Origin of the sequence: Vibrio hyugaensis (genome assembly GCF_002906655.1) — a bacterium.
Taxonomy (GTDB): Bacteria; Pseudomonadota; Gammaproteobacteria; order Enterobacterales; family Vibrionaceae; genus Vibrio; species Vibrio hyugaensis.
Genome location: NZ_CP025795.1, coordinates 962,058 through 986,333, shown reverse-complemented (window position 1 = coordinate 986,333; position 24,276 = coordinate 962,058). Strand labels below are relative to the sequence as shown.

The 24,276-nt window shown below is 45.0% G+C and carries 17 protein-coding genes; 4 read left to right on the top strand and 13 right to left on the bottom strand.

The genetic code is table 11. The annotated features are described in order from the left end of the window. The first annotated feature begins 22 nt into the window (after positions 1-22). Positions 23-3,412 (top strand): type VI secretion system membrane subunit TssM, encoded by a 3,390-nt coding sequence (gene tssM / locus C1S74_RS21470; protein ID WP_045399784.1) that lies wholly within the window; start codon positions 23-25, stop codon positions 3,410-3,412. A 32-nt stretch (positions 3,413-3,444) separates the two neighbouring features. Next, positions 3,445-3,897 (top strand): Lrp/AsnC family transcriptional regulator, encoded by a 453-nt coding sequence (locus C1S74_RS21465; protein ID WP_009705245.1) that lies wholly within the window; start codon positions 3,445-3,447, stop codon positions 3,895-3,897. Between the two features lie 66 nt (positions 3,898-3,963). On the opposite strand, the gene tssG is transcribed toward C1S74_RS21465, so the two are convergent. The 13 genes from tssG to C1S74_RS21400 form a co-directional block, all read right to left on the bottom strand. Further along, positions 3,964-4,962, bottom strand: coding sequence for a type VI secretion system baseplate subunit TssG (gene tssG / locus C1S74_RS21460; protein WP_045399781.1), 999 nt, complete (start codon positions 4,960-4,962; stop codon positions 3,964-3,966). Next, positions 4,959-6,707, bottom strand: a complete 1,749-nt coding sequence (gene tssF / locus C1S74_RS21455) for a type VI secretion system baseplate subunit TssF (protein WP_045399778.1) — start codon at positions 6,705-6,707, stop codon at positions 4,959-4,961. The genes tssG and tssF overlap by 4 nt, the downstream gene beginning before the upstream one ends. Positions 6,708-6,720: 13 nt before the next feature. Continuing rightward, a complete protein-coding gene (gene tssE / locus C1S74_RS21450; protein ID WP_045399776.1) occupies positions 6,721-7,131 on the bottom strand; it encodes a type VI secretion system baseplate subunit TssE in 411 nt (136 codons plus the stop codon). Between the two features lie 61 nt (positions 7,132-7,192). Next, entirely contained in the window at positions 7,193-8,668 is a 1,476-nt protein-coding gene (gene tssC / locus C1S74_RS21445; RefSeq protein WP_045399773.1) for a type VI secretion system contractile sheath large subunit, read from the bottom strand. 8 nt (positions 8,669-8,676) lie between these two features. Beyond that, complete coding sequence (tssB, locus tag C1S74_RS21440) at positions 8,677-9,183, bottom strand: type VI secretion system contractile sheath small subunit (protein WP_045399771.1); 507 nt, start codon at positions 9,181-9,183, stop codon at positions 8,677-8,679. A gap of 26 nt (positions 9,184-9,209) precedes the next feature. Further along, positions 9,210-10,787, bottom strand: coding sequence for a type VI secretion system protein TssA (tssA, locus tag C1S74_RS21435; protein WP_045399768.1), 1,578 nt, complete (start codon positions 10,785-10,787; stop codon positions 9,210-9,212). Between the two features lie 2 nt (positions 10,788-10,789). Beyond that, positions 10,790-12,796 (bottom strand): serine/threonine protein kinase, encoded by a 2,007-nt coding sequence (locus C1S74_RS21430; protein ID WP_045399765.1) that lies wholly within the window; start codon positions 12,794-12,796, stop codon positions 10,790-10,792. Positions 12,797-13,026: 230 nt separating this feature from the next. Next, a complete protein-coding gene (locus tag C1S74_RS21425; RefSeq protein ID WP_045399762.1) occupies positions 13,027-13,971 on the bottom strand; it encodes a hypothetical protein in 945 nt (314 codons plus the stop codon). After that, positions 13,964-14,956: a DUF2169 family type VI secretion system accessory protein gene (locus tag C1S74_RS21420; RefSeq protein ID WP_045399759.1), complete on the bottom strand. Its 993-nt coding sequence runs from the start codon at positions 14,954-14,956 to the stop codon at positions 13,964-13,966. The genes C1S74_RS21425 and C1S74_RS21420 overlap by 8 nt, the downstream gene beginning before the upstream one ends. Further along, positions 14,937-16,256, bottom strand: a complete 1,320-nt coding sequence (locus tag C1S74_RS21415) for a hypothetical protein (protein ID WP_045399756.1) — start codon at positions 16,254-16,256, stop codon at positions 14,937-14,939. Before C1S74_RS21415 ends, C1S74_RS21420 begins: the two co-directional genes overlap by 20 nt. A 57-nt stretch (positions 16,257-16,313) precedes the next feature. Beyond that, a complete protein-coding gene (locus C1S74_RS21410; protein WP_038867841.1) occupies positions 16,314-16,799 on the bottom strand; it encodes a hypothetical protein in 486 nt (161 codons plus the stop codon). After that, the gene (locus C1S74_RS21405) at positions 16,799-18,877 is read right to left on the bottom strand and encodes a type VI secretion system Vgr family protein (protein ID WP_045399753.1); all 2,079 of its coding nucleotides are present in this window, start codon (positions 18,875-18,877) and stop codon (positions 16,799-16,801) included. The genes C1S74_RS21410 and C1S74_RS21405 overlap by 1 nt, the downstream gene beginning before the upstream one ends. 72 nt (positions 18,878-18,949) lie before the next feature. Next, on the bottom strand, positions 18,950-19,468 hold the full coding sequence (locus tag C1S74_RS21400) for an Hcp family type VI secretion system effector (protein WP_038867845.1): 519 nt from the start codon (positions 19,466-19,468) through the stop codon (positions 18,950-18,952). 454 nt (positions 19,469-19,922) lie between these two features. On the opposite strand from C1S74_RS21400, the gene tssH reads away from it, so the two are divergent. Continuing rightward, on the top strand, positions 19,923-22,604 hold the full coding sequence (gene tssH / locus C1S74_RS21395; RefSeq protein ID WP_045399923.1) for a type VI secretion system ATPase TssH: 2,682 nt from the start codon (positions 19,923-19,925) through the stop codon (positions 22,602-22,604). Then, entirely contained in the window at positions 22,591-24,219 is a 1,629-nt protein-coding gene (locus tag C1S74_RS21390; protein ID WP_045399750.1) for a sigma-54-dependent Fis family transcriptional regulator, read from the top strand. The genes tssH and C1S74_RS21390 overlap by 14 nt, the downstream gene beginning before the upstream one ends. Positions 24,220-24,276: the final 57 nt, after the last annotated feature.

The window sequence follows — 24,276 nt, the reverse complement described above, 5'->3', positions numbered from 1 at the left end:
AAGTAAAAGAAGTTATAGGCTTATGTTCAAACAAAAAATACTCAGAAACCCGATCGTGGTTTCGACCTTTGTGGCACTGATATTCGCCGCAATACTTGCTGCGGTATATTTATTCTGGCTTGAAGACGCAGACAAGCTTTACCTTTGGGTTGGCCTTGGTGTTATTGCCACCTTCTACATTATTTTTCAATTCACTTTGTGGTTTAAGAAAAAGAATAACGCTAAGGCACAACGCCTAGAAACAGAGGAAGAAGCGCTGTCCATGGTGATTCGCCCTCTCCTCTCTAACGTGGGTAAAAAACCAATCTATCTGATGATTGGTAATAAAGGGTCTGGACGACGTCAATTTTTGTTTAATTCCAGTGCAATTAAACCAATGGATAGAACGCGTACAGCCAAAAACGATTTCTTTGAATGGTACGAGTCCGACAGTGCGGTCTACATTAAGCCCGATCAGCGTTTGGTATTCCAAGAAGTATCGAGTAGCGATGCTTCGCTGTGGAACACGTTTATTAACGAAGTCATCCTCCATCGTCCTAGAAAGCCTTTTGCTGGTTGCCTGTTCTTTATCGACTTTGAGTTCCTGATCGTTTCTGAGCCAGAGCAGAAAGACTACACCATGACAGCGTTGCTACAGCGTATGACGTCAATCAGCGAAAAAACGTCATCTGCACTGCCAGTTTATTTGATGATGTCTAAGTTAGATAAACTGGACGGCTTTAAAGAATACGTGCATTTCAGCTCGCTGAAGACGCGTGTTGAATTCCTTTCTATTCCCCTCAAAGAAGCAAAAGGCGTGATCACTGAGTACTACAAAGACGGCTACCGTAATCTAGTAAAAGTACTGGAAAGCAACGCCTTGGATTCTTCTGCTAACTCAACCGAGATCGACGAAAAGCAAGCTATCCTTTCTTTCCCTAAGCAGTTTGAGCTTGCTCAATCTGAGGTAAGCTACACCCTTGAACGCTTATGTGAGTCAAACAGCGGTGTTTACGCATTGGATATTCGTGAAATTTTCTTCTGTTCGAGTTTACAAGGCGGTCGCAAATATAACCTGCTGGCGAAGAGTTGCAGTAACTACTTCAACTTACCGATTATCGCATCTGAGCATACTCAGTTAACGGAAACGCCCTACTTCTCAAGATTCCTAATCGATTCTCAGATCCTTCCTGAGAGCGACTTTGCGGGTGAGAACAAAACCTACCTGCGCTTGATTCAACGACAAAGTCATCTTGCGATGTTCGTGTCTGTCGTCATTCTCGCGGGCGGTGGTTATTTCTTCGTTAAAACACTCGACAGTAACTTACGAGTGATCAACCAATTGCTTGGTATCGACGACGCTGCTCAGGCAGAGCAAGAAGCGAGCTTCAATCAACTGCTGGTCAATGCAACTCGAGCAATCCAACCGTCTTATAGTGCCTGGTTAGAAGGCTCAAAAGAGCTAGATAACGAAGTACTACCACTGAATATCAGTCGTTTAGATAAGAGCACTAAGATCGCGTACGAGGCGCTACTAAAAGAAGTGGCTCAGCAGCTGATGCCCGTTGTCGAAAAAGGTTACCGCCTACAACTGACTCATAGCCAAGATGACTTTAGCCACTCATTGCCTTTGCTGAAAGGCTATTTGATGCTGAACGATCCTTCTAAACGCGACATTCAATTCTTGCGTCATCAAACGTTGGCCATGATGAATGATCTAAGCAGTCAACCTGACGTTGTAAACCAAGCAATGCGCTATCTTGATGCTTACTTTCGTACGCAGTTCGCTCCTGTCGACATTAGCATGGACATCGTTCGCGCAACTCGACGTTCATTACTCGCAAACTCAAACGTAGACTTGGTTTACGCTGGCATTTTGAATCAAGCCGATGCCATCGACCTCGGTACGCTTGATCTTCAACGTGCAGTGGGTTTTGAGTTTAATAACGTCTTTAACGAACCATTGGACGACAACCGTCTGATCATCAATAAAATCTATACTTCGACTGGCTTTAGCACCTTCTATCGTCCACGTGTCGACTTGATGTCACAACACGTCATCACTGATAACTGGGTTCTTGGCCTGTCAAATCATGTTATCCCAACCAAACCAGAGCAAGATGCTTTCAAGACGCAAGTGCGTAAGAAATACACCGATGATTACATCAACTACTGGCGAAACGCACTGGGCGAACTCAAAGTTCAGCACTACAGCAATGTAGGTGATTTAACAAACGCGATTGACCTGATTTCAGGCCCTTCATCTCCGATGACAACGGTGTTGAAACAAGTGTATGCCAACACTCAATTTTCGCCGATTGGAGAGAAGAACGCTCTGATTTCGCAAGTCAATCCTAAGTTGTTAGAAGTAGCTGATTCTGCTTCGGAAGCGGTTGAAGAAGCCGTGAAACCTGACTACTTGCTCATGAAGCGCGTAGAACAAGCGTTCCACTTACTCAACCAATTACAAGTCAGTGAAACACCGAACTCCCCTACTCCATGGGATGAAACCATTGCAGCATTGAGCCGCGTTCGTACTTACATGAAAGACATTGCGGACGCGCCAGATCCACAAATGGCCGCTTTGGCAGCCGCTCAGCGCAGAATGAACAGTACCGAAGCTGACCCATTGATCAAGCTTAAGCAGATTGCTCAGAAGTCACCGGAGCCAGTACGTAGCTGGTTGTTAGATGTGGTACAGCAAAGTTGGTCCGTGATGATTGCTGAATCTTCAAAAGGCATTCAAACCCAATGGTACAGCGAGATTTACACCAAGTTTAAAGAGCTAGGGCTTGGTAAATATCCATTTGATCTCACCGCAACTGAAGAAATTTCAATCGAAGATTTCGAATTGCTGTTTGCATCAGGTGGTTTGTTAGACACATTTATTCAGAAAAACTTTGCGCCGTTTTACGACACAAACTTATGGACACCGAAACAGGTAGATGGCGAAACAATGCCACTGTCACCTGCCCTTTTGGTACAGTTGCGTAATTACAATGTTATCCGCGATACGTTGATTAATAAGAGCACAAACCGAGTTTATATTCCGTTTAGCGCCAAAGTATTAGATCTTGATTCTAGTGCGATCAGAGCCAGCTTAAAAATCGCTGACACTGATATTAACTACTATCACGGTCCAAGCCGAATTCGTGAAATGGAGTGGCCACCGCAGAATGGCGACTTCAACATTAGCATCACGATACAAGATGTAACCGACGAGGGTAAGCAACACGTTCTTAATAAGAGTGGTCAGTGGGCGATATACAGATTGCTAGGTGATTCGACCCTGACAAACACTCATAACGGTAGCTTCGTCAGTGACATAAAAGTGTCAGGAAGGGATTTGAGCCTACGTATCACCCCATTGACACAGAAAAACCCATTCACTCTGGCTGAGCTGTATAACTTTACACTTCCAGAGTCGATTTAATAACAATATAAAAACCAGAATAGGCAGAACACATGATTTCTAACATGACTTTACAAGGCTTAGATAAGTTGGATCGCAAAATCCTTTCCAGTCTGTTATCAAACGGACGCGAATCAATTGCGAACCTATCTAGAAACATCGGTTTGTCACGTACTGCTGTTGCAGAAAGAATTAACAGGCTAGAAAAGACAGGGATCATCAAAGGCTATACCGCTCAGATCCGAGTAGAAAATGAAGGTCGAAAGGCTGCGAGTTACCTGCTCATCTCTTGCGAAAAGGGCAAAAAAAATGAAGTAACAAGTGCCTTAAAAGAGATTCCTGAAGTTCGTTTAACCAGCGTTGTTGGTGGTAGCTTCGACATCATTGCTCTTATCGAAGCGCCGGACTTGCAATCAATTCACCACCTATGTAACGAGATTGAATCATTCAGTGGGATTCAAAAGCTCGATACAACCGTGGTTCTGCACCAGCCAATCAGTCGCTAAGCTGAATTACTGCTTAATCAGTAAAGTTGTTCCCAAACGAAAAGCCGCTCAAAATGAGCGGTTTTCTTATATGCTTCCAATGACGCGAATCTTGGCGTCTTTATCACTAGGATTTCCAAGCCAAAAGGTTTGTCCTAGGCTATTCCCTTCACCTTGACCGAGATTGTTTTCTGGTATTGAGTCTAAGTTAACCGTTAGCTTGAGGTCCCAAGACATTGGGTCTCGTAAAATAAACCGCATCAGTCCCACCAGCGTATTGTGTAACTCGCCATCGTAAGAGAACTTCCTAAACGTTTCGAAATCGATGTTGTCGATGCACAGATTAAACTTTCCGTTCAAATCCGAAATGCTTTGGCCAAGGTGCAAGCTCTGACCTAACACACAGTTCGCTCGATTTAGCTTATTGCGTTGGCATTCTGCAATTTCCACTCGGCGATGAACCCACTCTTCAATTCTAACGCTCGGTAAAGAGAAGTAGTGAGCAACAATGCCGGAGATAAGCTTGGGTGAACGCGTTCGCGTTGAGAGTTGGTTTACATAAGAGAGGATTTTCGCTCTATCCAACTCCGCGACATCGCTATCTTGCATCACGCCAGACAAGCCAGCTAGATGCAGAATGCGACCAGAAAACGCATCACTTGCGCCACTTTGATATTGCACGTGATAGCGGTATTTCTTCCATACTCGGTACAGCAAACTGGTATAACGGTTATGGAAGAAATCGAAGAAATCTTTAACAGGGTTATCTTCTGGATCGCGGCCTGCGAGTTTTTCAGTATAAGACGCAGGCAGTGGCGAGCTAGAACCATGTAAACCCAGAAAATTCGTCTCTACGCGAGAGTATTGTTGCCCGTTTCTTTCCATGTGAGCGATAAAGTCCATATCGCTCTTCGGAAAAGACAAATTCGGCGAAACACTAAACTCGATGCGTTCTTGATGAAAATATTTGTTTTCACCAACAGCGACAAAGTTTGTTTCAGGTTGCAGTTGGTAATGCTTCTCCAACAGTAAGACCGCTTGATAGAAGCTAAATTCATTCGACTTATCAGAGAGTGTATTAATCATAGAATCGTCTGCTGCCCAATTAGGCTCGTCCAGTTATAGACTTCACCGCTGGCTTCATCAAAAACTTCCAGTTCAGTAAACGAATTCACACTTGAATACAAACGGATGAACTCGTTCAATACGTTCGCCATAAGGAACATGTCACCTTCGTTGACGAAGAACTTGGAGTTCGTCACGAGCTTAAACTGGTTACCCCTTACGGAGACACCGCGGAACACACGATCAATAGGCTTCATTTCCGACGAGATAATGCCATCTAAACGATGAATCGATGCTCGATGTGCCTGTCTGTCAACACGCGAGTGGAAGTCATACGTTGATAGCAGCACTTTAAGCACGTCAATGTTTGCCAATGACAAATAGTTAAGCGACATATTCGCAATGAGTTGCCACTGCAGCTCACCGTTCACTTGGGGACTCACCGACTGCGTTGGCTTAGTGATGTTTTTAAACGTTGCGTACGTTGGGGATTTATGGGTTGCGTAAGTAATATCCCCTACTGACAAACGCTCGGCCAAATCCGCGTTGCTGCATTGCAGTTTCATCAGTACGGTCTCAGTACCTAGGTCTGCAATATCACCATTGTGCGTGTGGAATGAAATATAGCGTTCGAGCCCGCGACCACTCACGCGCTCGCCGACTTTGGATTTGTAGAACTCGCGTTTGTCTCGCTGGTTGATTTGGTGCTCGAACGATTCGAACTCAATCAACGGTTTACGACGACGCTCATCTTTGCTCCAACTTTCTACCTGCTCGATAGAATACACTTCATAGTGTTCTTGGTTGTTGCTTTGCGGGCGAACTTTGTATTCGTTTCGGCGATGCTCTAAGCGAATAGGGTCGCCGTCTTTCTCGAACAAGTTAACCGCCGGCGTACAATGCAATCGTAAGTGCTTGTCTTTGAGTACCACTTCCGAAGGTAAAGCGCGTTTAAAATGGAACTTCACCTTAAGCGTGCTGCGTTGAGGAATCCCTTTTAGCCATTCTAGACCTTTGATGTCAAAAAACATGAACTTGTCTGGAAGAGAGAAGAATTCTTGCAGTAAGCGATAACCGGCAAACGAGTTTTTGCTGTAAGGCAACAGCGCTTCATCTTCTTCATGCCCAACTGGCACGACATATTCAGGGCCAAGGCGATGCTTGTAGCCACCACCAACATCCAGCTCAACGTAATCTAAATAGCGGAATAACCAAAGAAAAACGGTGCGCGTAATATGAATTTCACCATGAAGGTGAAGACGTAATGTATCCAAACCAATGCGCGAAAGTTCCAAACCATGTTCTGTTGATAACGTCACATCAATCGCGGAGCTGGTGCGGCTGTTGGTTTGTTCAATATTGGTAAGCGTAATTGGGTAAAGGTTGACGTCATAACATGTACGGAATAAACACTGCGTTCCCTCTACCTGCTCGCTCGCCATTTCTGCGCCCCGTTTTACCACGGTTTTTTCAGTGACACTGCCAGTGTGAGGTTTAAGTTCACTGACGCACAGAGAAGGAATGGAACGCATGTAATGCGGCCACAACAACGTCATAAGAGATTGCGTAAGCTCAGGCAGTTCATCGTCAATCTTCTCGCGGATTCGGCCAGTTAAAAAGGCAAAACCTTCAAGCAATCGCTCAACGTCTGGGTCGAAGGTTCCTTCTGACAGAAAGTGAGTTAACTTAGGATGGTATTTGGCAAACTCACTACCCGATTCGCGCAAATACGTGAGTTCATCTTGAAAGTATTTACTGTTACTCAAGTGGCACCTACTACTAAACGTTAAATTGGCCGTCAGTTCCCATGTAGACATCGATTGACATTGGGACCTTACCGCCGTTATGGGAAACTTCGCCTCGAATACCAAAACCAAGCTGTAAAGGGTTGTGGTGGTCTTCGCGGTAGTGAACCTCGACATTAAGCAATCGCGGTTCAAAGCGTTCTATGGTTGATGTGATGTTTTTTTGAATGTGGCGAACGAGGTTCGTATTGTTGGAGAGCACATCATTAAAATCGGGTAAGCCGTATTCATTATCTATCATCGCGTTGCCCGAATGCGTGTTTAGCAAATCCGCCAAATGCGAGTGAATCGACTCAATTAGATGGCGATGAGAAACGACTTTCTCGTAGCAGTTTTTGGGCTCACCAAGCTCGATGCGCTCTAAAAGACGATAACCTTTTTCCATATTCGGTCCTACGAAAAAAGCAGCCAGTCTTCACTGGCTGCTTGATATTATCAGTAATGGGTTATTGATCTAGCTTGCCTACCAGTGACAAGTCAAAGCTCGCGCCCATGTACTTAAAGTGAGGACGTACAGACATTGATACTTTGTACCAACCTGGATCGCCTTCTACGTCTGATACCTCAACCTTAGCAGCACGTAGTGGACGACGACCGCGTACTTCTGCTGGCGGGTTTTCCTGGTCAGAAACGTATTGACGAATCCACTTGTTCAATTCGATTTCTAGGTCTGAGCGCTCTTTCCAAGAACCGATTTGTTCGCGCTGTAGTACTTTGATGTAATGCGCTAGACGGTTGATGATGAACATGTAAGGTAGCTGAGTACCTAGCTTGTAGTTCATCTCTGCTTGCTTGCCTTCTGGCGTATTCGCAAACACTTTTGGTTTTTGAATAGAGTTTGCCGAGAAGAATGCAGCGTTGTCAGAACCTTTACGCATAGTTAGAGCAATAAAGCCCTCTTCTGCTAGTTCGTATTCGCGACGGTCAGAAACAAGAATCTCTGTAGGGATCTTAGTTTCAATTTGACCCATTGCTTCAAAGTTGTAAACCGGTAGATCTTGAACCGCACCACCACTTTGAGGGCCGATGATGTTTGGACACCAACGGTACTTAGCGAATGATTCACTGATCTTAGACGCCATTGCGTACGCTGAGTTACCCCATAGGTAGTTATCATGGCTGTCTGTTACTTGCTCATCGTAGTCAAACGCTTTAATTGGGTTATCTTCTACTGAGTAAGGCGTACGAAGCATAAAGCGTGACGTACATAGACCTAGGTAACGCGCATCTTCGTGCTCACGTAGACCACGCCATTTCGTATACTGTGGACCTTCAAAGACTGACTTAAGATCTTTCAGGTTTGGCAGTTCTTCGTAGCTGTCTAGGCCGAAGAACTTCGAAGACGCAGACGTGATGAACGGCGCGTGAGACATTGCACCCACGTTTGCCATGTATTCCATCAGTTTGATGTCTGGAGACGACGCTGACAGGTCGTAATCACAGATTACAGCGCCAACTGGTTTACCACCGAATTGACCGTATTCACGAGTGTAGATCTGTTTGTATAGACCAGACTTCACCACTTCAGGCGCGTCTTCAAAATCGTCTAGCACTTCGTCTTTCTTCGCAGAGATCAATTCAATCTGAATGTTCTCACGGAAGTCAGTATGATCGACAAGGTACTTAAGACCACGCCACGTTGATTCAATCGCTTGAACTTCTTCGTTATGAAGAATCGCGTCAACTTGCTTAGACAATTTTTGGTCAATTTCAGAAATCATAAGATCAACCAAAGACTGATCCACTTTCTCTGTGTTTGAGCTGCTTAGTAGCTCACTGATGAATGCTTCAACGCCGCGCTTTGCGACATCAAAACCTTCATCACTTGGCTTTAAACGAGTTTCGTTAAGAATGCTATCCAGAAGTGAGCCTGATTCAACTAAGGCTGCTTCTTGTTCTGGCGCTTGTGCTTCTGCAGACATGATATCCCTTACTCTTCTTTCGCTTCTTGGTCGTTGCCAATGCTTAGTTCATCCAACAGTTTCTTTCTCGCATCTTCGTCTTGAAGAACCGAAGCGATCTTCTTACGGAATGCAGGAACGTTACCTAGTGGGCCTTTCAACGCGACCAACGCTTCACGAAGCTCTAGCAAGCTGTTTAGCTCTGGAACGCTCTTAGCGATAGCTTCAGGAGAGAAGTCCTTCATGTTCTCAAACGTTAGATCAACACCGATTTGCGCACCTTCTTCATCAGAAAGACGGTTTTCAACATTTACTCTAACGTTCGGAGACATGCCTTCTAGCACTTCGTTAAAGTTGTCTTTGTCGATGTTAATTGGCGTACGTTCTTCGATTGGCGTCTCATCTGCACGTGCAGTAAAGTCACCAACCACCATCATGCTCAGCGGCAGTTCTACGTCGTCTTGCGTATCACCAGTTGCTGGAACATAACGGATATTAATTCGCTCTTTAGGAGCCACCGAGCCGTCACGTGACATAATTAGTTCCTTATCTAACTCTGTAATCAGTCATAAATTGCTTTCCACTGTTCATACTTGGCAGGCAAAAGATCCTTAGTTCGGAATAACGGATGGAGTGTTTTTCGAATTAAGTCTTTTAGTTGCAAAGATAAGTGTGGTTCCCAGCTCTCAAGATTAAATTCCTGATGTACGTCCCAACTCTTCTCAAGATACGGTAAGCACAACGGGTATAACCCAACAGACTGGTAAGCTGTTATCAATTGTAAATACAGCATAAATTGCCCACGTCCCGAGCTATCCAGTTCGAGTTTGCGAGCAAGTTCTGCGGCACGTTCCCCTAGGTTCTCTAGGGTGATATCCTCCATCAGCGAAGAATCTTCTTCGGCAATCACCACTGTCTGAATGACAGAAGCTGAGCTCGATGAACCTGCAACTTGAGTCGATAGCCAACTCAAGGTTGCTTCATCCGCAAATGGTATAGAATTCTTAAATGAAAGGTGTTCGATGCCTTCCAGTGAATCAACGAAACGTTTCACCTCTTGCATCACCGCGGTTGCAGCATCATCAAAGCCCAAGTTAGTGAGCATTGAATACACATAGAAATGACCCGTCAGCCAAAAAGGCGCATCGGTCAGTGTGCGTTCTAAGCGCTTAATCGTGTCGATATCACTTTCTTGATTGGCTTTGTCCCGATACTCCGCTTGTTGATCGGAAGAAACCGCTAAACTCAACGGTGTTTCGTTGTTTTGATGGTCTGGTAAATCATCAATGTCATCCCAAGTCAGATGACGATAAATTCGATAGGCCAGAGGATCGCTTGCATTGGAATAAAGCATAACCTCTGCGACCTTCTTTAAAGTGCGCTTAGATGCTGTAGGCGAAGAGAAATCCGTATCAACGTCAACCGTTTGGGTAACAGTCTTCTTTACCACGGTAGGTTTTGCTGCAACAGGCGCAGGCTTGCTTACCGCGGCTTGTTCAGAGCTCGGATTATGTGTTCCTGTCGCTGTTTCTGTTGGTACAGCTTGTGCTGGCGCGCTTTGCTCAAAAGAGGCAGTATCTTCAGTCTCTGTAGACTCAACACCTGCTTGTTGCGATAACATATTCAGTTGGGTGCGAATCTCAAAAAGGTCCGCTTCCGAGTCTTGGAATACATCATCAAACTGGCGCTGAACGTCTTCAATCGTGCTAATACAGCGGGATACAAGTTCCCAAGGCTGCGAACTTTCCGATAACTTACCGCTCACCAGCTTAAACTGATGGTTCAGCCACTCGACTGCACCATCTCTACCCCGCTTTCGAGTTGGGTAAAGATTTGAACCAAAATGCGTTAACGCCCCATTAAGCAACAATAAACCTTGCTCAAACCCTTCTAAATCGGATTCTTCTGTAAGCGCTCGAATGAGATAACAGATTGCCTTGAGATCTTTGCTGTGCAATTCAAGAACTTCCGTTGCATGCGTTTTTACAACGTCCCATTCGACTGTTTCACCAAACAAAGAGCCAAACTTCTTCACTTCGGCTTCCATCATTTCATAGCAAAACTCATAACGCGCGTCTTCGCCGACTGGATTTGCATCGGAAATAGGGGTAAGTAAACGTTCGATATCAATCACTGACATAACTAACCTCGTCCTTCCGACAACAAGTAATCTTTGATTGCTCTTTCGACAGCAATCGCACCATGTGCAGGTTTAGAAAGTTGATGACTTTTATCGATAGAATCCGAAGCCATACCGTTTAGCAACTCAGTAATTTCACGAAATTTCTTAGGTGCGTTACGCTCTAGATCCGCCAAAGAGTCATGCAATTTCTGCTGTTCAAAAACGGATTGTTCTGTCACCGTACTAAACAAGATGTATTCACTTCTTGCGACAATTAGATCTTTTACTTTTTTACTTAGTTCCGGCGTATTTCCGAAGTAGGCTTTTGCGGCTTTCGCTTCGTCAATTGCTTTGGTGTAATAGTGATCTTTGGCATGCTGCTCAATGGATTCATTGATGCTTTTCAATACCTTCTTCGGTAGCACTTGGCTGTAGAAGTAAGCCTCAGATTGGTTAAGCAACCAAGCCGCTTTCATTTCATCGTCCGCTTGTTTCGCTTCACCTGCCAAAATCAAATTGGCAATTTGCTCATCTTTGCTACCCGCAACCGCAGACAGCTTCATTGAGTCAACCGTAGCAACATTTAAGCCTGCCATCACTTTGGTCAGCGTTTTATCGGCGTAAGGGAACAACGCGCCATCGTCGACCAGGTTCTCGCGCAGCGTGACCAGCTCTTTACGAATATCGACCAAGGTTTTTGGCAAGTCGTCAGCTAAATTTTGGTACGCCGTCAGTTGGCTTTGATTCTTCTTGTACAACTTAGACAGTTTCATCTGCTGAACTTGGAAAGCCTCTCGATATGGTGCGGTGGTCACCACATTTTTTTCCATATCGTTGAGCGCGTATTCAATATCCCAAGGCGGTTGCGCTAAGAAAGAAGCGGTTTGTGCTGGTTTGATCGTACTCACCAATGGCGTTTCAGTCTGTGAAATCGATTGCTCAGTCTTAACGATGGTTTTCCATTCTGGTTGATTTTGTTGGTACAAGTAACTGCCCGTAATAGCAACCACGCTAAGCACTAGGCTCGCCTCTAAGATTTTGAAACGTCCGTAGCTCGATTTATCTTGCGGCCTGCAATGAGTAAGAAGTAAGTCTGCGTTACGCAAGCTACTGAAAATAGGAGCGTTCGATTGTGAGTCAATAGACTGCGTATCAATACGAGCAAGTTGCTGAGCAAAAGAAATCGCCGTATAGCCATGCCCTCTCGGGTTTTTGATCACTTGTTTCAGCAATTTCCAAATATGGTTTGGAATGAGTGCGGGACGCTTGCGGTCCTTCAACTGTTTATGCCAAGCATCACCAAAGATAGAGCCCAAAAACAAATGCCCTGTGAGCAACGCCAAGGAATAAACATCGTCTTGAGGTTCTGTTGTGCCCGTTTCTAGGTAGAGTGGCGACGCATAGCTCAGACTCGCTTCGGCGTGAGACTCTGTCTCACCGATGTAGCGAGCAGCACCGAAATCGATCAGTTTGACGTAATCGCCCTCACTCACCAAAACATTCGATGGTTTGATATCGAGATGGCAGATGCCTCTGGTGTGCATAAATTCAAGCGCACCCGCTAATTGGTAAACCAACCAAGCAATATGATCGTGACGGAAGCCTTTGGTTGAATGACGCTCCATCTTTTCTGCCAGTGATTCACCTTGGATCCACTCGTACATTAAATATGGGCGCTCGAACTCATTGCCGACTTTAATGAAATCCGCAACACTAGGGTGCTGAGAGATCTCTAAGCGACTGGCTTCATTAACCAACATTTTATTGGCCATTTCTGGTGCATCCTCGTTGACGACTTTGCAGCAGATCTGTTTTTCCGGCTGGCCTTTTTTGGCGAGATGGTAAACCGTAGTTCTACCATTTTTTGAAGGTAGCGTGTCTAGTACATCAAATTGCGAAAAAAGAACGTACTCAAGCTTTGGCTTATTCTTTTGCGCCAATCTTTGCTCGTTCTGTTTCTTTTTCTCAATGGCTTTAACAACCAATTGATCAATATATCCTTTGGCTGCTCCCTGCTTATCAGACACTTTGCACTCTTTCATCGAACAAATATTATTAGGGTGGAATAATATTGGCTGAAACATCCTTGTTTCAAGGCTGGTATTTAAAACGAACAGTAAGTCTATTACTTTAGTGATTATTACTAATTTATCAGACTCTTTGACTTACGCTTTCACTACATTAGTTACGTTGTTTTGACGCTTTAAATACCAATCAAACAAACTGTGCCTTTATTTATTTTACGTGTGTAGTCCAATTAACAAGACAATAATTGGAGTAGCCCTTTATCACCATTTAAATCAAACATTAACAATGACGTAGGTTGATTAAAGTGATGAGTTTTAACCGCATAAGCGACTAGTGCAAGCGAGGAGCAGCTACCCATTGTTCCCCATAACTCATTGATAAGTTGAGGTTGTTCGGGATAAGTAAAGCGTTCTGCTTTTGCACCCAATGCAAAGCCATAATCTTCAGTTTGAGCACGAAGGTTCGACATATCCGAAAAAACCTCACCAAAGGATGCCAGTTTTTTACTTGAACGTTGAACCAGCCGAAACATCCCTCTTCTATCTGACGTATTTAATTCCGTATCGATATAGCCTAATTGCGCTTGGGGTTTGAGTTTTAATGTTTCTACTGTATTTCTTCTACATAAAATTAACCCAGCACCACCTTCACTAGGAATAACGCCCCATGGATTATTGGTGCTCATTACCATCGCCTCGTTAATCAACGATTGTAGTGAACTCACCAAAGAGTCGACGCTAATACACATCATGGCGTCGTATTTATCGAGTGACTTCATTGCTTGTAACACAAAGCGAGGGCCACTCGCGTGCACTGCTTCGACCACAGAAAGAAAGTCAGAATAGTCACTTTCTCCAAGCCATTCTTGCATTTTCACTAATGAAATTGACGTTGGCACTGCGATCAATAATGGAATCGGCTTCAAAGAACGCGGCAATTGCAACAATAAAGAGTCCAGTAGATTGCTCGTTATCTCACAAGTTTTCTCAAACAACTCGTTCTCTTTGGTGTAGTCAATTTTCGCGTAGGTAAAGCGCTCAATACCATCATCACCGACTACTTGTTCAAATCGAGCTAAATCGGCATGAGCAACGCTACTTGCGATATCGAGGTTCATCCCCATTGGCGTCATTACTTCCATGCCCAAAACATAGCGACCAGTCGAGTTATGCATGTTCACTTACCTCTTCCAGTTTGGAAATTGCAGTCGATACAAGCAAGTGCTCTTTACCCTGACAAGGGAACGCTGAGGTATAACTGATTGAAACGGTTTTCTTTTCAGCATCAACAAACAAGGTATACATCGACATATCGGCTTGGTAGCTATCGTCTTTGAACGTTGCAATCACGCGGTACTTTTCTTTTGGGATGCGGAATGAAATGGTGTCGTCGTGACAAAAACCACTCATCATTAACCTTTCACCACCATGAAGAAAGCCTTTGCACTGCTGGTCTACAGGTGCACTTTGGAAAAAACGTCTATCAAAGTCCACAGGCAACATCGGTTTACGGTTCTCTATCCAATCCTCATCAAATGTGCCAGCGAGTTTTTGGCGAGACTCAAAGAAAGGCGGAACAGGACCAAAACCAGCGACACGCAGCTTTTTCGTAGTAGCACTCCAATCTTCTCTTGGATAAAACACCGAAGGCACCGGTTGATCGAGTAATTCTTTGCTAGAGTCTGCAACACCACCACCAACGCGGTTACGTAAATCGCCGCCTATGGCACAGGTATAATCGATGTCTTTTTCGATAAAAGGAATCGGCTTACTGAGCGTAATACTGCCACCATGTTCAACCCATACACGTTCACCGTGAATAGCTAAGGTCTTGTCGATATGGCCATCAATCAACACTCGGCACTCTTGATAAGTCACTGGCTTCTTCGCGTAGCTACGTGCTTTGCCGTAAATGAGCACATCAGTATTGGTTTTGGTGTATACGAATTCATGATCGACTTTCATTGCCGAGAAACCTTCTTCCCCCAAGTATTGAGGATCATCGAAAATCTCACTTTCACCAAGTTCATGCCATACGGCGCCGTCAAACTGCCAAGTACGTTTAGCTACAACAACCCACACTTCATCGCCGTTTTCATCACGTTGAAAGCGCCCTTTAAGCGATAGCTCAGGGTGTGCTTCAATATCCCATAACTGCATTGCTATTCCTTAAATTAAATCGCTCGCTTGCCGAAGGCGCTGCCTTCAAGTTGTTGAAATTCCAATCTTGCTGATGGATTGGCATCGCCATATCCCAAGGGACATAAGCTCTGGATTGAATGCAAATTTGTCGCCACAACCATTCACGAAACATGACATCAACATTGGCATCTTGCATCGCTGTCAATGTTGACTCGAAGCTCAACGCAAAGCCCAAACGGCTTGGCAGGTTTTGAACGTGCTTTTCGTCTTCAAGCCACTCATTGAGTAAATCGACAATCTCTTCCCATTCATACTCAACACCCACTTCTTGAGGAGTAAGAGGAAGGAGCTTTCCGTAGACGACATACAGGGCTTGAATCCAAACCTCACCTTCGTCTTCTTCTAGGCGTTCTAACTGCTCGATGATCTCAGGCACCAGTTTCCAATCACCCGTTAGTGCAAAATCAACAGGCGCCAGCGATGAAGATATATCAAAGGATTCAAACTCTTTGAGCTCCAAAAGTTTGGCGAAAGTTAGCACTTGTGCCGAAGGCAATCCACTCGGGTCAATACCAAAACATTGGCGGAACCAAGTGTTTCTGTCACGTTTGGTGATCAAACGTTCGAACAGGTACTGCTCACCATTTGCATGCTCGTTGATCCACTCAATGCCCTCTTCTACATCTTGCAGTGCCAACAGGGGTAATGCGACATTGGAACGAATGATATCTGCTTTATGCCAACGCTTGATCAGGGCAACGCTCAATGCCTGCCGTACTCGCAAGCATTCAAAGTAAAACGCGCTCGATTTCGCTTTACCTTCAATCAACTCAGACATCACGCTATCTAGGTGTTCAACAGGTGATTGCGTCACGAACACCATCGCGGTTTTGGTGTCTAGCTCTTCAAGTAAATTCAAGCCACACAACAGATTATCAATCTCTGCACCTAGCTCATTCTGCAACGTGAGCCAAACATAAATGTCTGGTTCCTGGCTTTTTAGTTGGTGAATCAATCCCGGAGCGAGCCGGTAGAAAGAAAGATAAACCTGTTTGATTTCTTCAATTTGACGTTCTATCAATTTGAGATAATCAATCTCTCGACTTGGGTAACCTTTTTTATGAATTTGGACACGTTGTCTTAGTAAAAAACCGAGACTTTCAGACGCTATCGACAGTTTCTCATGACAGAAATCCAGCCAAGGTGCTGGTAATTGGGAAAGCTCGTTAATCGCGAGCTCTGCATTTGCTAAAGCGCTTTCAACGAGTTGGTTGGTTATGGGTGCATTCAGGTGTTCGACACCTATTCTTTGTCGCATCTACTTATCCGTTATTAGCGTGCGATAATTCGATTACAATTAGTTAACACGAGGTAATCAGTTAATTGCGATCGTTCCGCCTTGAATCTTTTGAGCTTTTTCTGCTTGTGAGGTGACGTATTTCGCTTTTGTCGTAATTCGGCCATCACGCCCACTGTAGCGCGTTTCTGTCTCACCGCTTTTGACGATCAGTTCTTGCTCGGTTTCTATCACCATCTTTTTCGCTCTCAACACGAACTCATCAGAGTCATTCAGAATGGAGAAAAAAATGTCCGTCACGAGAGGCAAGCTTAAGTCGTCGTTCATAAATTCAATACGACAACTCAGTTTGTTATCTATTGCCATCTGTAATTCACTGCGACGAAAGCCACGCCCTAACCTTGCAGTGAGCGGTTGATTAAATGGATTGCCATCAAAATCGACACGGACACTTCCCGTCGATTCGTTGATGGCGACTATGGTTCCAAAACGCGAAAAGCAAGCCGGTGATTCGGCTTGCTGTTTCGTGATGGTTTCTGCAATAAGAGGTTGTTTTTCCATCATTAGTTAATCGCTACGTTACCACCTTTCACGACGACTTTATCACTGCCTTCAATGGTGATTGAAGAGCCAGAAAGCTTGATTGAACCGTCACTGTTCATCACTAGGGAAGAACCTCCCGTTTTCAATACAATCTTGTCACCACTGATAATTTGCGTCGCACCATCGGCTTTATAAGACGTGTTACCTTTCACCGATACGGTTAAGTTACCACCTACCGTTTGGTTATCGTCAGCACCAATATCAGAGCTCTTAGAAGCGCCGACAGTCAGGTTGCTGTTTTCACCCACATCCAAGTCGTCGTTCTTACCGATCTTGGTTGTGCGGTTATCACCAATTTCCAAATCAGAATTGTTCTTCACATACTGAGTTTCGTTGGCGTTGTAAGTAACAGTGACGTCTTGCTCCACTGTCTCGGTAAACGTGCTGTTTACTTGTGTTGTCTTGTGACCATCAATGGTTTCTTTATGGTCACCATGCACTTCGTTGGTTTGGTGACGCGCGACCTTTAAGAACTCATCCTGACCGATATCTCGGTAACGGTTGTTGAGTACCTTCGTCGACATGTCTTTTTGAGCGTGAATGTAGACTTCTTCTTGGTTCGCTTCGTCTTCAAAGCTCAGCTCGTTGTAACCTGTACCTTTGTGCGTTTGAGTACGGAATGTGGTACGCGTTTTGTTTTCTGGCAATGAGTACGGAGGGAAATGAAGACCGTTGTATACCGCACCAGTTACTAGCGGACGGTCTGGGTCACCCTCAAGGAAGGTCACTACCACTTCATGGCCAATACGTGGCAAGTAAACGGCCCCCCAAGTCGGAGCCGCCATTGATTGGCTTACACGAATCCAGCAGCTTGCGTGTTCGTCGTTATCACCGTAACGGTCCCAATGGAACTGAACTTTGATTCGTCCAAGCTTATCGGTGTAGATCTCTTCACCTGCAGGACCAACAACCACCGCCGTTTGCGGGCCATCGACAATCGGAGCCGCCAGTTTAGGCGCTTTGAATACCACATCGCGAGGGATGCAAGAGAACTGGTTGTAGTATGTGGTTGGCATACCACTCGTTTCGTCTTCATGCACTTGTGGGTCTTGTCCCGTGTGCATCACCGACAACATGATGTAATCACGGTTGATTTCAGAACGAGGATGATCGCTGATGTTAAAGCTGTAGCCAGATGCCAAGCGCATTACATCGCTGCTTGCTTCGACTTGTTGGTTATCAACAATGTGTTCTGACATCCACTCAGTTGTTCTCACCTGCCCCATTGCAGGGTCGACATAACGTCCAGGGTAATCAAACTGTTTTAAATCCTGATCGAGATCACCTGCATGGGTCATCTCTTGAGGGATCTTAGGCTGTTCGTAGTTGTAATCGGTGTACGTTACCTGGCCTGTTCTCACTCGATTTACGAGCTCGAGATCAGAAATATGTTCACGATCAGCAGCACCGCCGCCGTCAGTATGGTAAACGATAGGACCGATGTAAGAAGCGTTAATTGGAGAACTGACTAATGGTGCAATCGCATCGTTGCTATCCACAATCACCATCGTGTGGTTAGAGTCGGTGTGATCAAAGTAATACCACATACCGTGTTCAGCCATCATTCGCTGAACGAACTGAAGGTCAGATTCACGATATTGCAGTACGTATTCTTTCGGAGGATAAGTACCCGAGACTTCAAATCGATAGTCGGTTACTGCGCCATCATCAAGCACTTCCGTGATGATGTCTTGCGCAGACTTCTGTTGGAAGATGCGACAATCTTGACGCTGTGATAAGAACCAAGCTTGAGGAACCAAAACCAATTGATAGCGAGAGAATCGACGGCCCGTTCCAAGGTAACGAACTTCGTTTACGACACCGTTAAATACACGCGCAACCCCTACCCCTTGGCCATAAAGAGTCAGTGTGCCCGCTTTACGAATTAACGCATCAAAAGAAATATCTGGATCAAGTGAAAGTAATGAGAGACTGATGTGAAAAGGTTTCGAAAGCTCTTCATTCACTTGAAAGCTCTCTACCCGAAAATCATGCCCACATCCTGGCACTTCAAATTTAAATTCTACGTCATTCACCATATCTTTTACCTGATACAAATAATCGAATTAGGGCCAACAATTGTTGGCCCTGAATCTTTACGCAAAAAGCAATTAAGCTTCGCGTGGAGCACGCCAGTCATCGTTACCAGCTGTACCACAATTTTCGTGAGTTACTTCGATTGCACGGTAAGTCAGCTTAAGAACTTCTTCTGTCACGCGGTCTGCTGTTGCAGCGTCTTGACAGTGGTTCATACGAGTTTGGATGTCTACAAGTAGCGCATCAATCAGTTTGATTGAGTAGTAGTGCTCTTGCTTACCTTGAACCGAAGTACGGTAGAAACGGATTACACACTCAGGAAGTTTTTCGCCAGATACTAGTGCGTTGAATAGTAGCGGAGAAGAACGGTCTTGAACTTTAGTTACAACAACTGGACGGTGTACACGTTGACCAGTTGGCTGACCGCTTTGTGGGTCACGTGGCACTGTTAGTACGTGATCAAGTTCTTGTACTAGGAACTCATCAACGTGAGCTTCTTGCCAAGTGTTACCTACAGAATCTGCAGAGTAAGTATCTTTAGTGATGTGACCTTGAGTTTCACCTTTGATAGACATATATGCTGGAGTTGGCATCGTTATTTCCTTTTTTAAATCTGTATTTGTTTAATCACCAAATCGCTTATCACCGCGACTACTTACTATATTCAAACTCCGTGCCAACTTTTATAAGCCTTACAATACAATCACTTAGCTAAAAACCGGCTTTATTTATCAATTTATTAAGTACAATTTATTGGATAAAAAACCAAAAAGTTGGATTCAAATAATAATAAATTGTTTCAATAATAAAAAGTGAAAATAACCATATATCAAGAGTAGAATAAAGTTAATAAACCTAGTAATTTAGTCACATTAACTAAGAATTAATTCAGAATAACAAATCAAGATTATCATTCGTAAATATTCCCACTAATTTTGTTATTAAAATCACCAACAAACGCTAGGCAAAATATCTTGATAAAAAAAGTGTGTTATCACTTTTAGTATAATAGCGGCTACCTCTTTTCCTCTAAAGAATAAAATGGCTATGATAAATATAAACCTTTCTTCATTAATTCAGCGTCTCCACCCAATTGCAAAAGTGGCATTAGAAGACGCAGCTGCGCTTGCAGTCTCCGAAAAAGCAACCGAAGTTCAAATCGAGCATTATCTACTGAGTCTATTAGAAAGGCCAAACAGTGATTTTGACGTCTTATTAAGTCATTTTGATTGTTCTGAGAACCTATTAAGACAATCGATTCGCTCCACACTCGATAGCAACGCCAAAGGAAATGGCAGCAAACCTGTTTTTTCTGCTTTATTAATCGAATGGTTACAAGAAAGCTGGCTGGTTTCTTCTTTAGATCTGTCCGAAACACAAATCCGCTCTGGCGCCCTACTCCTTACTCTTGTTAGCAACCCACTTCGTTATGGCCAACACGGTTACGCTTCTATCCTGGAAGCTGTGAACCCAGACAGCCTAAAGCGCAACTTTGCTGAGCTAACCAGCCACTCTATTGAAGCGCAAGTAGCCACTTCAGAGAAAACACAAGCGCGTGAAGATGGCTCTGCACTGAGCAAATTCACAACCGACTTCACGGGTAAAGCACGTAAAGGTGAAATCGATCCCGTTTTCTGCCGTGACCAAGAAATCCGCCAAATCGTGGACATTCTTGCTCGTCGCCGTAAAAACAACCCTATTGCTGTTGGTGAACCAGGCGTTGGTAAAACCGCAGTAGTAGAAGGCTTGGCACTTAAGATTGTACAAGGTGACGTACCAGACAACCTCAAAGGTGTTGAGCTTTACGGCCTGGACATGGGCCTTCTTCAAGCAGGTGCAAGCGTAAAAGGTGAGTTCGAAAAACGCCTAAACGCTGTATTGGATGAAGTGAAAAACTCGCCAACCCCTATCATTCTTTTCATCGATGAAGCGCACACCCTAGTCGGCGGCGGTAACCAAGCGGGCGGCAGCGACGCTGCAAACTTGTTAAAACCTGCCCTAGCACGTGGTGAAGTGAAAACCATCGCTGCGACAACATGGTCGGAATACAAAAAGTACTTTGAGAAAGATCCTGCCCTTGCGCGTCGTTTCCAACTGGTGAAACTCGACGAACCGTCTCCAGAACAAGCAGCATTGATCATTCGTGGTCTGCGCCCAGCATACGAGAAGTCACACAATGTTTACGTGCGTGACGACGCCATCACTGCGGCGGCAGCGCTTTCAGCACGTTACATCTCTGGTCGCCAACTGCCAGACAAAGCGATCGATGTACTAGATACGGCGTGTGCACGAGTGAACATCAGCCTTAATGCCATTCCTGCTTCTGTAGAGACCCTGCAACAAGAACTTGCAGCTCAACAGCGCGAGCTTGAAGCACTTGAGCGTGATGCTCTGCAGCAAACTGGCGACAAGCACAGTCTTGCTAACATTCCAGACCTAAAACTGGCAATGGAAACAACGAAAGAAGAGCTAGCAGAACAAGAAGCGCAATGGCACAAAGAAAAAGAGCAGATCCAAGAGATGATTGCTCTGCGTTCTCGCTTGCATGAACTGGTCTTTGGCGAAACAAATGAAGAAGAGATTGTTGCAGAAGACGAAGATTCAGAACAAGAGCAAGACGCTTCTCCATATGCAGAAATGGATGAAGAAGCGGTTCGCATTGCGATTTCAACATGCCAAGAACAGTTAGACGCGATCCGAAACGGCAATCCATTGGTTCACTTTGAAGTTGGGCCAGATGAAGTCAGCCACGTGATCTCGGACTGGACTGGTATTCCAATGGGTAAGATGCTTCAAGACGAAGCGGAAACCACGCTAAAACTGAAAGAAAGCCTAACACAAAGCATCAAAGGCCAAGAATACGCTATTGATGCACTGTCTGAAGGCATTCAAACCGCAAAAGCAGGCTTAGGCAACCCAGACGCACCGACAGGCGTATTCCTGCTGGTTGGCCCAAGTGGTGTGGGTAAAACCGAAACTGCTCGTGCGATCGCTGATCAAATGTTTGGCGGCGAGCGCTTTATGACGACCATTAACATGTCTGAGTTCCAAGAGAAGCACACGGTATCTCGCCTAATCGGTTCACCTCCAGGTTACGTAGGTTACGGTGAAGGCGGCATGCTGACAGAAGCGGTTCGTCAACGTCCATATTCTGTTGTACTTCTTGATGAAGTAGAAAAAGCCGATCCAGAAGTGTTGAACCTGTTCTACCAAGTGTTCGACAAAGGTACGCTGAACGACGGCGAAGGGCGCACCATCGACTTCAAGAACACGCTGATCATCATGACCAGTAACCTTGCGACGCACGAGATTGAATCTTTGGTCCATCAATCAAAAGACATCGATGCAAACATCATCGCAGAAGCCATCCGCCCGACGTTGAACCAACACTTCAAGCCGGCGCTGTTGGCACGTATGTCAGTACTGCCATTTGTTCCACTGTCTGACGAAGCAATGACAGAAATTATTCACCACAAACTGAACAAAGTTTCTCAGCGTCTTCAGAGCCATCACAAGTTGTCGCTAAGCTATGAAGAAAGCTTGGTAGAGTTCGTACTAGGTAACTGTCGCCTTGCTGAAACGGGCGCGCGTAACATCGACGCGGTAATCAACCGTCAGTTACTGCCTCAGCTATCGACTCAGCTCTTAGTGCATGACAAGGATGATTCACATACGCAAATCGCAGTGTCTGTCGATGAGCAAGGAACTCTAACCTATGCGTTCAGCTAACCATAGCGAACTTAGCAACGCCCTACTTGCGATCAGCCAGTCTTTGGCTGATCGCAGCCAGCTTACCCAAACGTTGGATGCTGTGTTGACCGCGGCGAGACAAATGACCCTCGCAAAACACGGCATCATTTATGTTTTGGACCAGACTGGTCAGGCGTTGATTCCAAGTACCGCTCACCATAACGATAAAACGATTGTTTCTCACCCTTGGGAGGCATTGCAGATAGATTCTGCCAGTGAAAACGACCCATTTAACTTTGCGATCCGCAATGGTGAAGTGGTGTTGATCAACGAGCTGTATAAGTACAACGGCTACGACTGTGACAGCATTTATCAAACAGAGCAGACGCTTGGATTAAAAAGCGAGAACTTACTGGCTTGGCCTTTGATTGATAGCGAAAGTAAGACCATTGGACTCTTGGTCTTGCTCGATTTGAGTGTTATCGACAATGAGGCTGCATTGACTGAGTTTTGTCGTATGGCCGCGAGTAATATTCGCCAAGCAGTTTGGTTAGAGCAATATGGGCAAGTGATTAAAAGCCTCAGTGCAGACAATCAAGCGCTAGTCCGTGAGAACACGCAGCTTAAAAAACGTACTCAAAAAACTTATCAAGGCCCGATTGCAGAGAGCGAAGAAATGCTCAATGTCTTGAATCGTCTTGATAAGGTACTATCTCTTCCCGTCGATGTCCTTTTACGCGGTGAAACTGGCGCCGGTAAAGAGGTGATCGCGAAATACATTCACGAAAACTCTAACCGAGCAGAACAGCCTTTGATCGTTCAAAACTGTGCCGCAATCCCAGAGCAGTTATTGGAATCTGAGCTTTTTGGGCATAAGAAAGGTTCATTCACTGGCGCAGACAAAGATAAAGTCGGCCTGTTTGAAGCTGCCAACGGCGGCACGCTATTCCTAGATGAGATTGGTGATATGCCAATGCTACTGCAGGCAAAATTGCTGCGTGTACTTCAGGAACGTAAAGTTCGCCCAATCGGCACTAGCAAAGAGATTGAAGTGGACGTTCGCGTTATCGCCGCAACCCACTGTAATCTTATGCAGCAAATCAAAGATGGCGGATTCCGTGCAGACTTGTTCTATCGCTTGAATGTATTCCCGATTACATTGCCGCCTTTAAGAGCACGCAAGTCGGACATCCTCCCTCTCGCAGAGCACTTCGTGCAACACACCACCAACACGCTAGGTTTACCGCAAGCACCAGGGTTAAGTGCCAACGTGCGTAAACAGCTTCTTGCATACCCATACCCAGGTAACGTGCGTGAGCTTAAAAACATCATCGAACGCTCAGTGCTACTGTCCGATTTTGAAACCATCACTCACATTGAGTTTGGTGAACAAATCCCAGAAGATACGCCAAGTGTTGAAGTAAAAGCAGCACCACCTACCCCAGAACAACCTGCTTACGAGCCAGCACAAGCGGATTTGGAAGACGCTTCGATGGGCCTTAAGGACGTTGTCAGTCAATACGAGCGCACAGTGATCATCGACTGCTTAAATGCATGTAATTGGCACACCAAGAAAGCCGCTGAGCAATTGGCACTGCCAATGAGCACACTTAACCACAAAATGAAGAAATACGATATTTCTGCAGCTGGTTAAGCGAGAAGCGAGAAGCGAGAAAATCTTACTTCAGTTTCCATTGATAAAAAAACCGCC

What these genes read in the sequence shown, in the direction of transcription:
- tssM (WP_045399784.1), top strand. Translation starts at nt 23, where the DNA reads ATGTTCAAACAAAAAATACTCAGAAACCCGATCGTGGTTTCGACCTTT.
- C1S74_RS21465 (WP_009705245.1), top strand. Translation starts at nt 3,445, where the DNA reads ATGATTTCTAACATGACTTTACAAGGCTTAGATAAGTTGGATCGCAAA.
- tssG (WP_045399781.1), bottom strand. Translation starts at nt 4,962, where the DNA reads ATGATTAATACACTCTCTGATAAGTCGAATGAATTTAGCTTCTATCAA.
- tssE (WP_045399776.1), bottom strand. Translation starts at nt 7,131, where the DNA reads ATGGAAAAAGGTTATCGTCTTTTAGAGCGCATCGAGCTTGGTGAGCCC.
- tssC (WP_045399773.1), bottom strand. Translation starts at nt 8,668, where the DNA reads ATGTCTGCAGAAGCACAAGCGCCAGAACAAGAAGCAGCCTTAGTTGAA.
- tssB (WP_045399771.1), bottom strand. Translation starts at nt 9,183, where the DNA reads ATGTCACGTGACGGCTCGGTGGCTCCTAAAGAGCGAATTAATATCCGT.
- tssA (WP_045399768.1), bottom strand. Translation starts at nt 10,787, where the DNA reads ATGTCAGTGATTGATATCGAACGTTTACTTACCCCTATTTCCGATGCA.
- C1S74_RS21425 (WP_045399762.1), bottom strand. Translation starts at nt 13,971, where the DNA reads ATGCATAACTCGACTGGTCGCTATGTTTTGGGCATGGAAGTAATGACG.
- C1S74_RS21420 (WP_045399759.1), bottom strand. Translation starts at nt 14,956, where the DNA reads ATGCAGTTATGGGATATTGAAGCACACCCTGAGCTATCGCTTAAAGGG.
- C1S74_RS21415 (WP_045399756.1), bottom strand. Translation starts at nt 16,256, where the DNA reads ATGCGACAAAGAATAGGTGTCGAACACCTGAATGCACCCATAACCAAC.
- C1S74_RS21410 (WP_038867841.1), bottom strand. Translation starts at nt 16,799, where the DNA reads ATGATGGAAAAACAACCTCTTATTGCAGAAACCATCACGAAACAGCAA.
- C1S74_RS21405 (WP_045399753.1), bottom strand. Translation starts at nt 18,877, where the DNA reads ATGGTGAATGACGTAGAATTTAAATTTGAAGTGCCAGGATGTGGGCAT.
- C1S74_RS21400 (WP_038867845.1), bottom strand. Translation starts at nt 19,468, where the DNA reads ATGCCAACTCCAGCATATATGTCTATCAAAGGTGAAACTCAAGGTCAC.
- tssH (WP_045399923.1), top strand. Translation starts at nt 19,923, where the DNA reads ATGATAAATATAAACCTTTCTTCATTAATTCAGCGTCTCCACCCAATT.
- C1S74_RS21390 (WP_045399750.1), top strand. Translation starts at nt 22,591, where the DNA reads ATGCGTTCAGCTAACCATAGCGAACTTAGCAACGCCCTACTTGCGATC.